14 protein-coding genes are annotated in these 13,426 nt (G+C 61.9%); 12 read left to right on the plus strand and 2 right to left on the minus strand.

The window, feature by feature from the left end; all coding sequences use genetic code 11:
* Positions 1-64: 64 nt before the first annotated feature.
* The 11 genes from livH (at position 65) to ACJ8J4_RS18320 (ending at position 11,118) form a co-directional block, all read left to right on the plus strand.
* Positions 65-991 carry a high-affinity branched-chain amino acid ABC transporter permease LivH gene (livH, locus tag ACJ8J4_RS18270; protein WP_015376290.1) on the plus strand — a complete coding sequence of 309 codons (927 nt, stop codon included), beginning with the start codon at positions 65-67 and terminating at the stop codon, positions 989-991.
* Positions 988-2,271 (plus strand): high-affinity branched-chain amino acid ABC transporter permease LivM, encoded by a 1,284-nt coding sequence (locus ACJ8J4_RS18275; protein WP_025304903.1) that lies wholly within the window; start codon positions 988-990, stop codon positions 2,269-2,271. Before livH ends, ACJ8J4_RS18275 begins: the two co-directional genes overlap by 4 nt.
* Positions 2,268-3,038: a high-affinity branched-chain amino acid ABC transporter ATP-binding protein LivG gene (gene livG / locus ACJ8J4_RS18280; RefSeq protein WP_025304904.1), complete on the plus strand. Its 771-nt coding sequence runs from the start codon at positions 2,268-2,270 to the stop codon at positions 3,036-3,038. The genes ACJ8J4_RS18275 and livG overlap by 4 nt, the downstream gene beginning before the upstream one ends.
* A 1-nt stretch (position 3,039) precedes the next feature.
* Positions 3,040-3,741: a high-affinity branched-chain amino acid ABC transporter ATP-binding protein LivF gene (gene livF / locus ACJ8J4_RS18285; RefSeq protein ID WP_025304905.1), complete on the plus strand. Its 702-nt coding sequence runs from the start codon at positions 3,040-3,042 to the stop codon at positions 3,739-3,741.
* 44 nt (positions 3,742-3,785) lie between these two features.
* Positions 3,786-4,973, plus strand: a complete 1,188-nt coding sequence (locus tag ACJ8J4_RS18290) for an aminotransferase-like domain-containing protein (RefSeq protein WP_025304906.1) — start codon at positions 3,786-3,788, stop codon at positions 4,971-4,973.
* Between the two features lie 187 nt (positions 4,974-5,160).
* On the plus strand, positions 5,161-6,480 hold the full coding sequence (gene ugpB, locus ACJ8J4_RS18295) for a sn-glycerol-3-phosphate ABC transporter substrate-binding protein UgpB (RefSeq protein WP_049209367.1): 1,320 nt from the start codon (positions 5,161-5,163) through the stop codon (positions 6,478-6,480).
* Positions 6,481-6,558: 78 nt separating this feature from the next.
* On the plus strand, positions 6,559-7,446 hold the full coding sequence (ugpA, locus tag ACJ8J4_RS18300) for a sn-glycerol-3-phosphate ABC transporter permease UgpA (protein ID WP_015376293.1): 888 nt from the start codon (positions 6,559-6,561) through the stop codon (positions 7,444-7,446).
* Entirely contained in the window at positions 7,443-8,288 is an 846-nt protein-coding gene (gene ugpE, locus ACJ8J4_RS18305; protein ID WP_025304908.1) for a sn-glycerol-3-phosphate ABC transporter permease UgpE, read from the plus strand. Before ugpA ends, ugpE begins: the two co-directional genes overlap by 4 nt.
* Before the next feature lie 5 nt (positions 8,289-8,293).
* Positions 8,294-9,364: a sn-glycerol-3-phosphate import ATP-binding protein UgpC gene (locus ACJ8J4_RS18310; protein ID WP_025304909.1), complete on the plus strand. Its 1,071-nt coding sequence runs from the start codon at positions 8,294-8,296 to the stop codon at positions 9,362-9,364.
* Positions 9,364-10,101: a glycerophosphodiester phosphodiesterase gene (ugpQ, locus tag ACJ8J4_RS18315; RefSeq protein ID WP_025304910.1), complete on the plus strand. Its 738-nt coding sequence runs from the start codon at positions 9,364-9,366 to the stop codon at positions 10,099-10,101. Before ACJ8J4_RS18310 ends, ugpQ begins: the two co-directional genes overlap by 1 nt.
* A gap of 60 nt (positions 10,102-10,161) precedes the next feature.
* Positions 10,162-11,118 carry an AEC family transporter gene (locus tag ACJ8J4_RS18320; RefSeq protein ID WP_025304911.1) on the plus strand — a complete coding sequence of 319 codons (957 nt, stop codon included), beginning with the start codon at positions 10,162-10,164 and terminating at the stop codon, positions 11,116-11,118.
* Here the strand turns inward: ACJ8J4_RS18320 and ACJ8J4_RS18325 are convergent.
* Positions 11,099-11,428 (minus strand): hypothetical protein, encoded by a 330-nt coding sequence (locus ACJ8J4_RS18325; RefSeq protein ID WP_060434764.1) that lies wholly within the window; start codon positions 11,426-11,428, stop codon positions 11,099-11,101. The two genes, ACJ8J4_RS18320 and ACJ8J4_RS18325, sit on opposite strands and share 20 nt — an antisense overlap.
* Before the next feature lie 151 nt (positions 11,429-11,579).
* Here ACJ8J4_RS18325 and ACJ8J4_RS18330 point away from each other — a divergent pair, with 151 nt between their 5' ends.
* Complete coding sequence (locus tag ACJ8J4_RS18330) at positions 11,580-12,440, plus strand: carboxylate/amino acid/amine transporter (RefSeq protein ID WP_025304913.1); 861 nt, start codon at positions 11,580-11,582, stop codon at positions 12,438-12,440.
* A 15-nt stretch (positions 12,441-12,455) separates the two neighbouring features.
* Here the strand turns inward: ACJ8J4_RS18330 and metR are convergent, their stop codons facing one another.
* Positions 12,456-13,400, minus strand: a complete 945-nt coding sequence (metR, locus tag ACJ8J4_RS18335; RefSeq protein WP_016929455.1) for an HTH-type transcriptional regulator MetR — start codon at positions 13,398-13,400, stop codon at positions 12,456-12,458.
* Positions 13,401-13,426: the final 26 nt, after the last annotated feature.

Raw genomic sequence — 13,426 nt, forward strand, 5'->3', positions numbered from 1 at the left:
CGGCCCCGTCTCCCTTTACCCGCCGGTTCTGCGCCGGCGGGTTTCGCAGCCAAGGGTTCAGAGTATGTCAGAGCAACTCCTCTATTTTCTGCAGCAGATGTTCAACGGTTTAACGTTGGGCAGCACCTATGCATTGATCGCCATCGGTTACACCATGGTTTACGGCATCATCGGCATGATCAACTTCGCCCACGGCGAGGTGTACATGATCGGCAGCTATGTCTCCTTTATCGTTATCGCCGCCCTGATGATGCTCGGCATCGACGTCGGTTGGCTGCTGATCGGCGCCGCGTTCCTGGTCTCGATCGTTATCGCCAGTGCCTACGGCTGGAGCATCGAACGGGTGGCCTACAAGCCGGTGCGCAACTCCAAGCGCCTGATTGCGCTGATCTCGGCCATCGGCATGTCGATATTCCTGCAAAACTACGTCAGCCTGACGCAGGGCTCACGCGATCTGGCGCTGCCTAGCCTAGTGACCGGCCAGTGGGTGCTGGGAGAAAGCAACGGCTTCGCCGCCACCATCAGCACCATGCAGCTGACCATCTGGCTCGTGACCTTCCTGGCGATGCTGGCGCTGACGCTGTTTATCCGCTATTCACGCATGGGCCGCGCCTGCCGCGCCTGTGCGGAAGATCTGAAGATGGCCAGCCTGCTGGGCATCAACACCGACCGGGTGATCTCGCTGACCTTCGTTATCGGTGCGGTGATGGCGGCGGTGGCCGGGGTGTTGCTCGGCCAGTTCTACGGCGTCATCAACCCTTACATCGGGTTTATGGCCGGTATGAAAGCCTTCACCGCCGCGGTTCTGGGCGGCATCGGCAGCATTCCCGGCGCGATGATTGGCGGCCTGGTACTGGGCGTGGCGGAAGCGCTGACCTCTGCCTACCTGAGCACCGAATACAAAGACGTGGTGTCGTTCGCGCTGCTGATCGTGGTGCTGCTGATCATGCCGACCGGCATCCTCGGGCGTCCGGAGGTTGAGAAAGTATGAAACTCAATCTGCTCAATGCGCTGATCGCCACGGCGGTGCTGTTCGTGATGGCGTCGTTCCTGATGGGCATGCAGCTCAGCCTGGACGGCACCAAGCTGGTGGTGCACGGCGCGGCGGAAGTGCGCTGGATGTGGATCGGCATCGGCTGCGTCATCGTCTTTTTCTTCCAGCTGTTGCGCCCGCTGCTGCAGCAGGGATTGAAAAAAGTCTCCGGCCCGGCGTTCGTGCTGCCGAGCTTCGACGGCACCACGCCGCGGCAAAAGCTGCTGGCGGCTTTGCTCATCGTCGCGGCGGTCGCCTGGCCGTTCCTGGTCTCGCGCGGCACGGTGGATATCGCCACCCTGACGCTGATCTACGTGATGCTGGGCCTCGGCCTCAACGTGGTGGTGGGCTTGTCCGGTCTGCTGGTGCTCGGCTACGGCGGTTTCTACGCCATCGGCGCCTACACCTATGCGCTGCTGAATCACTATTACGGCCTCGGCTTTTGGGAGAGCCTGCCGCTGGCGGGTATCGTCACCGCCGCTTTCGGCTTCCTGCTCGGTTTCCCGGTGCTGCGGCTGCGCGGCGACTATCTGGCGATCGTGACGCTCGGCTTCGGCGAAATCGTGCGCATCCTGCTGCTGAACAATACCGAGATCACCGGCGGGCCGAACGGCATCAGCCAGATCCCGAAACCGACCTTCTTCGGCCTGGAGTTCAACCGCAGCCTGCGCGACGGCGGCTGGGATACCTTCCATAACTTCTTCGGCCTGAAATACGATCCGAGCGATCGCATCGTATTCCTGTACCTGGTGGCGCTGCTGCTGGTGGTGCTGACGCTGTTCGTCATCAACCGCCTGCTGCGCATGCCGCTCGGGCGCGCCTGGGAAGCGCTGCGCGAAGACGAGATCGCCTGCCGCTCGCTGGGCCTCAGCCCGACGCGCATCAAGCTGACCGCCTTTACCATCAGCGCCGCTTTCGCCGGGTTTGCCGGCACGCTGTTTGCCGCGCGCCAGGGGTTCGTCAGCCCGGAATCCTTCACCTTCGTCGAGTCGGCCTTCGTGTTGGCGATCGTCGTACTGGGGGGTATGGGCTCGCAGTTCGCGGTCATTCTGGCGGCAATCCTGCTGGTGGTGTCGCGCGAGCTGATGCGCGATCTGAATGAGTACAGCATGTTGCTGCTGGGTGCGCTGATGGTGCTGATGATGATTTGGCGGCCGCAGGGGCTGTTGCCGATGAAACGGCCGCAGTTGAAGCTGCAGGCGGCGGACATTCACGCGGGCAAGGGGGAACAGGCATGAGCGTTCAACCTTTACTGCAGGTAGAGGGCCTGTCGATGCGTTTCGGCGGGCTACTGGCGGTCAACAATGTGGCGCTGACGCTGAACGAAGGCGAAATCGTGTCGCTGATCGGCCCCAACGGCGCCGGTAAGACCACGGTGTTCAACTGCCTGACCGGTTTTTACCGCCCGACCGGCGGCACCATCAAATTGCGCGATCGCCACCTGGAAGGGTTGGCGGGGCAGGCCATCGCCCGCATGGGCGTGGTGCGCACCTTCCAGCATGTGCGGCTGTTCCGTGAAATGACGGTGATTGAGAACCTGCTGGTGGCGCAGCATCAGCACCTGAAAAGCGGCGTGTTCGCCGGGCTGCTGAAAACTCCGGCCTTCCGCCGCGCCGAAGCTGAGGCGCTGGCGCGTGCGGCGGAGTGGCTGGAGCGCGTCGGCCTGCTGGAGATGGCCAACCGTTCGGCGGGCAACCTGGCCTACGGGCAGCAGCGGCGGCTGGAGATCGCCCGCTGCATGGTGACCCGGCCGGAGCTGCTGATGCTGGACGAACCGGCCGCCGGCCTCAACCCGAAAGAGACCGACGAGCTGGATCACCTGATCGTCGAGCTGCGCGATCGGCATAAGGTCTCGGTGTTGCTGATCGAGCACGACATGAAGCTGGTGATGGGCATTTCCGACCGCATTTACGTGGTGAATCAGGGCACGCCGCTGGCGCAGGGCACACCGGCGGAGATCCGCAACAACCCGGACGTGATCCGGGCTTATTTGGGCGAAGAATAATATGTTGTCATTCAATCAGGTATCCGCCCATTACGGCAAAATTCAGGCGCTGCATCAGGTCAGTCTCACGATAAGTCAGGGCGAAATCGTGACGTTAATCGGCGCCAACGGCGCCGGTAAAACCACGTTGCTCGGCACCCTGTGCGGCGAACCGCGCGCCAGCGAAGGCAGCATCGTCTTTCAGGACCAGGACATCACCCAGTGGCAAACCTCGCGCATCATGCGCGAAGCGGTGGCGATCGTGCCGGAAGGGCGGCGCGTCTTCTCGCGCATGACGGTGGAAGAAAACCTGGCGATGGGCGGCTTCTTCGCCGATCGCCAGCAGTATCAACAGCGCATTGAACGGGTGTTCACGCTGTTCCCGCGCCTGCTGGAGCGCCGAAGCCAGCGTGCCGGCACCATGTCCGGCGGCGAACAGCAGATGTTGGCCATCGGCCGCGCGCTGATGAGTCAGCCGAAGCTGCTGCTGCTCGACGAGCCCTCGCTGGGGCTGGCGCCGATCATTATCCAGCAGATTTTCGACATCATTCAGCAACTGCGGGAAGAGGGCATGACCATCTTCCTGGTGGAGCAAAACGCCAATCAGGCGCTGAAATTGGCGGACCGCGGTTATGTGCTGGAAAACGGCCGCGTGGTGTTGGAAGATACGGGGGCTGCATTGTTAGCCAACGAAGCAGTGAGGTCGGCGTATCTGGGCGGTTAATCCGCCCCCCTACGAATTAAAATAATCAGGTACGAGAAGAAGAAATGAAGACAGAAGGGTTACTCGCGCAGCGCATCGTTAACGTAAAAAGTTCGGCCATCCGTGAATTGCTTAAGCACAGCAAGATGGAACACGTCATTTCGCTGGCGGGCGGCATCCCCTCTGATGCGCTGTTCGATTTCGAAGGATTGAGCATCGCCACCCAGCAGGCGATCACCGAACAGCCGAAAAGCGCGTTCCAGTATGGCCTGACCGAAGGCAGCCCGCTGCTGCGTGAGCGTATTTGCGCGCTGTGCGCCGAGCGCGGCGTCACCGCTGGCGCGGAAGAGGTAATGGTCACCGCCGGCTCTCAGCAGGCTCTGGATTTGGTGATGCGCGCCATCGTCAACCCAGGCGATGTGTTCGTGGTGGAGCGCCCGACCTACCTGGCGGCGCTGCAAACGCTGGAGCTGGCGGAGGCCAACATCATGTCGGTCTCGTCCGACAGCGACGGCATGGTGGTGGAAGAGCTGGCCGAGCTGCTGAAAACCCAGCGCATCAAGGGCGTGTACGTGGTGCCGAACTTCGGCAACCCCAGCGGCATCACCCTCAGCGCCGCGCGCCGTGAACTGCTGGTGAAGCTGGCTGCTGAACATAACTTCCTGATCATCGAAGACGATCCGTACGGCGAATTGCGTTTCACCGAAGAGCGCCACCCGACGCTGCATCAGGTGTCACAGCAGGTGCTGGGCAACACTGACCACATCATCTATACCTCGACCTTCTCCAAGATCCTGGCGCCGGGCCTGCGCTTGGGCTGGGCGATCCTGCCGCCGTTCCTGCTGCACAAAGTGGCGATCATCAAACAGGCGGCGGATCTGCACGCCAGCGCGTTGTCGCAGAGCATCGTCGAATGCTATCTCGGCCTGGATCGCCTGCCGGCGCAGATCGACAAGATCCGCGCCGCTTACAAGCAAAAGGGCGAGATCCTGGCCGGTTTGGTGGAGCAGGAGCTGGGCGACTACATCACCTTCGATAAGCCGAAGGGCGGCATGTTCCTGTGGGCGCGCTTCCGCCAGCCGTTCAACGCCACCGAATGGCTGAACACGACCTTGCAGCAGGGTGTGGTGTTCGTGCCGGGGGAATACTTCTTCTCCGACAACCCGGATCGTTCAACCTTCCGCCTGTCGTTCGCCACCGCCACCGAGCAGCAGATGCAAGAAGCGGTGGCGCGCCTGCGCCGTTCGCTGTAATCCTCGCGGCGGCGGAGCCCATGCCCGCCGCCGACATCAAACCGCCATCTTCACTTCACCTTGCCGTCATGTGGCTGTCATATAACGGTTATTTTTCTGTCATCCGCGCATGGCATGTTAGCTTCCGAACAAAAAACTGATTCTTTTCGCTCACGCGCTTTTACACCAGCTTTTTCAGGAGTTAGGCATGCTCACCTACGCTATTCGCAAAACCACGCTGTGCGTCGCGTTGACCCTGGCGGTCAGCACTCAGGCGCTGGCGGCGACAGAAATCCCGTTCTGGCATTCAATGGAAGGTGAACTGGGTAAGGAAGTGGATTCCCTGGCGGATCGCTTCAATCAGTCGCACAGCGACGTCAAGATTGTGCCGGTTTATAAAGGCAACTACGAACAGAGCCTGGCGGCGGGCATCGCTGCTTACCGCTCCGGCAAGGCGCCGGCGATCCTGCAGGTTTACGAGGTGGGCACCGCCACCATGATGGCCAGCAAAGCCATCAAACCGGTCTATGAAGTGTTTAAAGAGGCCGGCATCAACTTCGACGAGTCGGTGTTCGTGCCGACGGTGGCCGGCTATTACACCGACAACAAGAGCGGACATCTGCTGTCGCAGCCGTTCAACAGCTCCACGCCGGTGCTGTACTACAACAAAGATGCCTTCAAAAAGGCCGGCCTAAACCCGGACCAGCCGCCGAAAACCTGGCAGGAGCTGGCGGCGGATACCGCCAAGCTGCGTGAGGCCGGCATGAAGTGCGGCTACGCCAGCGGCTGGCAGGGTTGGATCCAGCTGGAGAACTTCAGCGCTTGGCACGGCGTGCCGTTCGCCAGTGAAAACAACGGTTTCGGCGGCACCAACGCCAAGCTGGAGTTCAACCAACCGCTGCAGGTCAAGCACATCGCGCTGCTGGAGGCGATGAACAAGAAGGGCGACTTTACCTACTTTGGCCGCAAAGACGAATCCACCGAGAAGTTCTATAACGGCGACTGCGCCATCACCACCGCCTCTTCCGGTTCGCTGGCGGACATCAAGCACTACGCCAAATTCAACTACGGCGTCGGCATGATGCCGTACGACGCCGACGCGAAAAACGCGCCGCAGAACGCCATCATCGGCGGGGCCAGTCTGTGGGTGATGAACGGCAAAGACGCCGCCACCTACAAGGGCGTGGCCGAGTTCCTGCAGTACCTGGCGCAGCCGGAAATCGCCGCCGAATGGCACCAGAAGACCGGCTATCTGCCGATCACCACCGCGGCTTACGATCTGACCAAGCAGCAGGGCTTCTACGACAAGAACCCGGGTGCCGACGTCGCCACTCGCCAGATGCTGAACAAGCCGCCGTTGCCGTTCACCAAGGGCCTGCGCCTGGGCAACATGCCACAGATCCGCAGCGTGGTGGATGAGGAGCTGGAAGGCGTGTGGACCGGCAAGAAAACGCCACAGCAGGCGTTGGACGCCGCCGTACAGCGCGGTGACGTGCTGCTGCGCCGCTTCGAAGCATCGACCAAGTAACCCTGCGTCGCGAGCCCGACAGACCGGGCTCGCATCTTCACGCCGATCCTTCCTTACCCGATCAATGGTTTAACTGCTATGTCATCTTCCCGTCCCGGTTTCGGCTGCAGCTGGTTGCCCTATGCATTGGTGCTGCCGCAGCTGCTGATTACCGCCGTCTTCTTTTTATGGCCCGCCGGCGAAGCGCTGTGGTATTCGGTGCAGAGCCTCGATCCGTTCGGCCTCTCCAGCCAGTTTGTCGGGCTGGATAACTTTAAACAGCTGTTCCAGGATCCTTACTACCTCGACTCGTTCTACACCACGCTGATCTTCAGCTTCCTGGTGGCGGGCATCGGGCTGGCGGTTTCGCTGTTCTTCGCCGCGCTGGTGGACTACGTGCTGCGCGGCAGCCGCCTCTATCGCACGCTGATGATCCTGCCCTACGCGGTGGCGCCGGCGGTGGCGGCGGTATTGTGGATCTTTCTGTTCAACCCCGGCCTGGGGTTGATCACCCATTTCCTCAACGGGCTGGGCTATAACTGGAACCATGCGCAAAACAGCGGCCAGGCGATGTTCCTGGTGGTGCTGGCCTCGGTATGGCAGCAGATAAGCTATAACTTCCTGTTTTTCCTCGCGGCGCTGCAGTCTATCCCGCGTTCGCTGGTGGAAGCGGCAGCCATCGATGGCGCCGGCCCGGTGCGGCGCTTCTTCCATCTGGTGCTGCCGCTGATCGCGCCGGTGAGCTTCTTCCTGCTGGTGGTCAATCTGGTGTACGCCTTCTTCGATACCTTCCCGGTGATCGACGCCGCCACCGGCGGCGGGCCGGTGCAGTCCACCACCACGTTGATCTACAAGATCTACCGCGAAGGCTTCGCCGGGCTGGACCTCTCCAGCTCCGCCGCACAGTCGGTGATCCTGATGCTGTTGGTGATCGGCCTGACGGTGATCCAGTTCCGCTTCGTTGAACGTAAGGTGCGCTATCAATGATTGAGAATCGACGCGGGCTGGACATCTTCAGCCATGTGATGCTGGTTATCGGCGTGCTGGTGGTGCTGTTCCCGCTGTACGTGGCCTTTGTCGCCGCCACGCTGGATGACAAACAGGTGTTTCAGGTGCCGATGACGCTGGTGCCCGGCGGCCACCTGTGGGAGAACATTCGCAATATCTGGCAGGGCGGCGTGGGCAACCTCAAGGTGCCGTTCTCGCTGCTGCTGCTCAACAGCGTGATCATGGCGTTGGCGATCACCTGCGGCAAAATCGCGGTGTCGGTACTGTCGGCTTACGCCATCGTGTATTTCCGTTTCCCGCTGCGCAGCCTGTTTTTCTGGCTGATTTTCCTCACCCTGATGTTGCCGGTGGAAGTGCGCATTTTCCCGACGGTGGAGGTGATCTCCAACCTCAACCTGCTGGACAGCTACACCGGCCTGACGCTGCCGCTGATGGCCTCGGCCACCGCGACCTTCCTGCTGCGCCAGTTCTTCATGACGCTGCCGGATGAGCTGCTGGAGGCGGCGCGCATCGACGGCGCCGGGCCGATGCGTTTCTTCTGGGACATCGTGCTGCCGCTGTCGAAAACCAATCTGGCGGCGCTGTTTGTCATCACCTTTATCTACGGCTGGAACCAATATCTGTGGCCGATCCTGATCACCAGCGACGCTTCGATGGGCACCGCGGTGGCGGGCATCAAGAGCATGATCTCCACTTCCGGCGCGCCGACCCAGTGGAACCAGGTGATGGCGGCGATGATTCTAACTTTATTGCCACCGCTGGCGGTGGTGCTTCTGATGCAGCGCTGGTTTGTGCGCGGTCTGGTTGATAGCGAGAAATAACGACGATGGCAGGATTAAAACTACAGGCGGTCACCAAGTCTTACGACGGTAAAACGCCGGTGATCAAACAGATCGACCTCGACGTGGCGGACGGTGAATTCATCGTGATGGTCGGCCCGTCCGGCTGCGGCAAATCTACGCTGCTGCGTATGGTGGCCGGGCTGGAGCGCACTACCAGCGGCGATATCTATATCGATACCCGGCGCGTGACCGATCTGGAGCCCAAGGATCGCGGCATCGCGATGGTGTTCCAGAACTACGCGCTCTATCCGCACATGAGCGTGTACGACAACATGGCTTACGGCCTCAAGATCCGCGGTTTCAGCAAGGAACATATCCGCCAGCGGGTGGAGGAGGCGGCGCGCATCCTGGAGCTGGAGCCGCTGCTCAAGCGCAAACCGCGCGAACTTTCCGGCGGCCAGCGCCAGCGGGTGGCGATGGGGCGCGCCATCGTGCGCGAACCGGCGGTATTCCTGTTCGATGAGCCGCTGTCCAACCTGGACGCCAAGCTGCGGGTGCAGATGCGCCTGGAGCTGCAACAGCTGCACCGCCGTCTGAAAACCACCAGCCTGTACGTGACTCACGACCAGGTGGAGGCGATGACGCTGGCGCAGCGGGTGATCGTGATGAATAAGGGCGTGGCGGAGCAGATCGGCACGCCGAGTGAAGTGTACCAACGGCCGGCTTCGCTGTTCGTCGCCGGCTTTATCGGCTCGCCGGCGATGAACCTGCTGCCCGGCACCCTGAGCGCCGACGGCGGCCAGCTGCTGTTGGCGGACGGCATGACGCTGCCGTTGCCGGCGGCCAAGCCGCAGTGGGCGGGGCGGCCGTTGACGCTGGGTATTCGGCCGGAGCATATTCAATTGGTGGCGCAAGGCCAGGGCGTGCCGCTGCAGCTGCAGACGCTGGAACTGCTGGGAGCCGACAATCTGGCGCACGGCCAGTGGGGCGGTCACGGGGTGATCGCGCGGCTGTCGCATGAAACCTTGCCGACGGCGGGCAGTACGCTATATTTGCAGCTGCCTGCTCAGGCGCTGCACTTCTTTGACACCCACAGCGGATTACGGATGGATTGATGACAAGACCCTGGCCTTACCCTCATATTGTCGCCCACCGCGGCGGCGGTTCTCTGGCGCCGGAAAATACCCTGGCGGCGATCGACGTCGGCGCGCGCCACGGCCACAAGATGATCGAGTTCGACGCCAAGCTGGCGCAGGACGGGCAAATTTTCCTGCTGCACGACGACACGCTGGATCGCACCAGCAACGGTTGGGGCGTGGCGGGCGAGCTGCCGTGGGACAAACTGGTGCAGCTGGACGCCGGCAACTGGTACAGCTCGGCCTTCAAGGGCGAGCGGTTGCCGCTGCTGTCGGAGGTGGCGGAACGCTGCCGGGAACACGGCCTGATGGCCAATATCGAGATCAAACCGACCACCGGCAGCGACGATGAAACCGGCCGGGTGGTGGCACTGGCGGCGCGGTTGCTGTGGCAAGGGCAGACCGATCCGCTGCTTTCTTCCTTCTCGGTAGAAGCGCTGGCGGCGGCGCAGCGCACCGTGCCGGATTTGCCGCGCGGCTTGCTGCTGGAGGCCTGGGACGACAACTGGCGCGAGCTGACGGAGCGTCTGGACTGCGTCTCGCTGCATATCGACCACAAAGCGCTGACCGCCGAGCGGGTGAAAGCGTTGAAAGACGCCGGGCTGCGTATTTTGGTGTATACCGTCAACCAACCGGATCGCGCGCGCCTGCTGCTCGACTGGGGCGTTGACTGCATTTGCACCGACCGGATAGATTTGATTGGCCCGGCTTTTTAATCCGGCGCCGATGAATCCCGCGACGACAAGCCTTGCCGCCGCACCACCGGAAGGAATGCGATGCCTGGCTTTATCCTGTCACTGTGGCACCAGATCGTGCTGTCTTTACCGCTGTTCGTCCTGATCGCATTGGGTTATGGGCTGATTCGCTGGGGGAAATGGCCCTCCAGCATCACCGATGGCCTGACGCGCTTCGTGTTTTCCCTCGCCTTGCCCGCCATGCTGTTTCGCATGATGTGCGACTTCTCGCAGCGCCCGGCGGTCGACGCCCGGCTGCTGATCGCGTTCTTTGGCAGCTGCCTGATCGTATTTGTGCTTGGCCGCCTGGTCGCCCGGCACCTCTTCCGGTTGGATGGCGTCGCCGGATCGGTGTTTGCGTTAGGCGGTATTTTCTCCAATAACGTGATGCTCGGTTTACCTATCGCCAGCGTAATGCTGGGGCAGGCGGCGATCCCGTCGGTGGCGCTGGTGCTGGTGTTCAACGGCCTGATCCTGTGGACGCTGGTGACGGTGTCGATCGAATGGGCGCGCAACGGCTCGCCGACGTTGAGTGGTTTCGCTAAAACCGCGCGCAGCGTGCTGACCAACCCGCTGATCGTCGGCATTTTGTCCGGCACGCTGTTTAGCCTGACCGGCTTGCCGCTGCCGGACTTCGTCGATCGACCGGTCAGCATGCTCGGCCAGGTGGCGGCGCCGCTGTCGCTGGTGGTGCTTGGCATGGGGCTTGCCGAGTACCGCATCAGCGAAGGCTGGCAGCTGAGCAGCGCCATCTGCGTGCTGAAGTTGTTGGTGCAGCCGCTAGTGATTTGGCTGCTGGCCTGGATGATGGATCTGCCGCCGATGGAAACCCGCGTTGTTGTGCTACTTGGATCGATGGCGGTGGGGGTGAACGTCTACCTGATGTCGCGCCAGTTCAATACGCTCACCGGCCCGGCCGCCACCAGCCTGGTGATGTCTACCGTGCTGGCGGCGATCACCACGCCGCTGATCCTCACCGTTATGGGCGTGCGGGCATAGCCGGCATCGGCGCCTGCGGCACCGCCGGTGCGGTGCGGTTGAACGGATCGCGCGGCTGGTTGCCGTTAGGCAGCAACTGCCCGCCGTTCGGCGTGGTTTGCATCAGCTGTTGCCGCTGATTGTCGAACTGTCGCTGCTGCTGCAGGCGGCGTTGATCCATCTGCCGGTTGTTCAACAGGCGCTGTTGCTGCGCTTGCTGGTTGTTTTGGTTGAGTAACTGCTGCTGTGAGCGCAGGTCGGTTACGCCGTTGGCCGCCGCCGCCAACCCAGGCAGCAACAGCAGAGCGAACAGAATGTGAGACGTTTTCATGATGGTTACCTCGCCTTTTTATTAAGCCTAACCCAACGGTGAAATTTTGCCGGTAGTTTGTCTTTTGTTCAGATGTAAACTGCCTTTCATCCCCTTAGGCGTCCATCTTCCGTTACAATCGCCCTTTCGGTCTTTTTAGGGTGAACCCATCGTGCTGCTTTTGGTTATAACCACCATTCTGTGGGCATTTTCTTTCAGCCTGATTGGCGAGTACCTGGCGGGCCACGTCGACAGCGGATTCTCGGCGCTGGTGCGCATCGGGCTGGCGGCGCTGGTGTTTCTGCCGTTTCTGCGTTGGCGCAACATCAAACTCAAGGTGATCCTGCTGTATATGCTGGTGGGGGCCTTCCAGCTGGGCATAATGTACCTGTTCAGCTTCCGCGCCTATCTCTACCTGACGGTACCCGAATTCCTGCTGTTCACCGTGTTGACGCCGTTGTATATCACGTTGATCTACGACTTGCTGAGCGGCCGACGCCTGCGTTGGGGCTACGTCTTCAGCGCGCTGCTGGCGGTGCTGGGCGCGGCGATCATTCGCTATCACCAACTGAGTGAACACTTCTGGTGGGGGCTGCTGTTGGTGCAGGCGGCGAATATCAGCTTCGCCATCGGCATGGTCGGCTATAAGCGCCTGATGGAAGTGCACCCCTTGCCGCAGCACACCGCCTTTTCCTGGTTCTACCTGGGGGCGGCGGTGGTGGCGGTGGTGGCCTGGTTCCTGTGGGGTAACCCGCAGCAGCTGCCAACCACCAACCTGCAGTGGGGCGTGCTGATCTGGCTGGGCGTGGTGGCGTCGGGACTGGGTTACTTCATGTGGAACTATGGCGCGACGCAGGTCGATGCCGGCACGCTCGGCATCATGAACAACATGCATGTGCCGGCCGGGCTGCTGGTCAATCTGGCCATCTGGCAGCAGCAGCCGCACTGGCCGAGCTTTATCATCGGCGGGGCGGTGATCGTCGCTTCACTGTGGGTGCATCGACGCTGGGTGGCGCCGAAGCAGCTCGGCTAAACGGGGGCCGGCAGTTTATACGCCGGCCGCCAACGCTTTGGCGCCGGTCGCGCCAGGGCGTGCGGCGTCGCGCACGAACGGCAGATGATCGCAGGCGTGCTGGCGGGCCGAGCGGATAAAGGCTTCGGTCACCGCCTGGCGCTGTTCACCGTCGCGCACGGCGGCGTAGAGGCGGCTCCACAGGCCGTCACCCAGGGTTTTGGTCACCACCAGCCCCTGCCGTTCGAAACTCTCCACCACCCAGTGCGGCAGCGCCGCAATCCCCATCCGCGCCGATACCATCTGGATCAGCAGCAGCGTGTTATCGACGTTCTTCAATGCCGGGTTGACGCCCGCCGGCTGCAGGAAATGCCGCCAGATATCCAGCCGTTGGCGCTGCACCGGGTAAATCAACAGTGTTTCATCGCTCAAGTCTTCCGGCTCGATGTGCGGCTTGCCGGCGAGCGGATGATCCGGCGCCAGCACCAGACGCACCTCGAAATCGAACATCGGCGAATAGTGCAGGCCGCTGCGCGGCAGAATATCCGACGTCATCACCAGATCCAGCTCGCCCTGTTGCAGGGCCGGCTGCGGATCGAAAGTGACGCCGGAGGTGAAGTCCATCACCACCTGCGGGAAACGCTGGCGGAAGTTGTCCAGCGCCGGCGTCAGCCACTGAATGCAGCTGTGGCATTCGATGGCGATGCGCAGCGTGGTCTGATGCGGCTCGTGGCAGGCCTGCAGCGCCTGTTGGATCTGCGGGAGGACCTGCTCCGCCAGCTGCAGCAGGATCTCGCCCTGGGCGGTGAAGCGCAAGGGCTGGCTCTTGCGCACGAACAGCTTGAAGCCCAGACGTTGCTCAAGATCGCTGAACTGGTGCGACAGGGCAGACTGCGTCTGGTGAAGTTGGGCCGCCGCCCCCGCCAGCGAACCGCTGTTGCGCAGGGCCTGCAGCGTCCGTAAATGTTTCAGTTCGATCATGAGAGTCCTTCACATTGACAGTGAAT

This window comes from Serratia sp. CY47280, assembly GCF_052168655.1.
Lineage (GTDB): Bacteria > Pseudomonadota > Gammaproteobacteria > Enterobacterales > Enterobacteriaceae > Serratia > Serratia bockelmannii.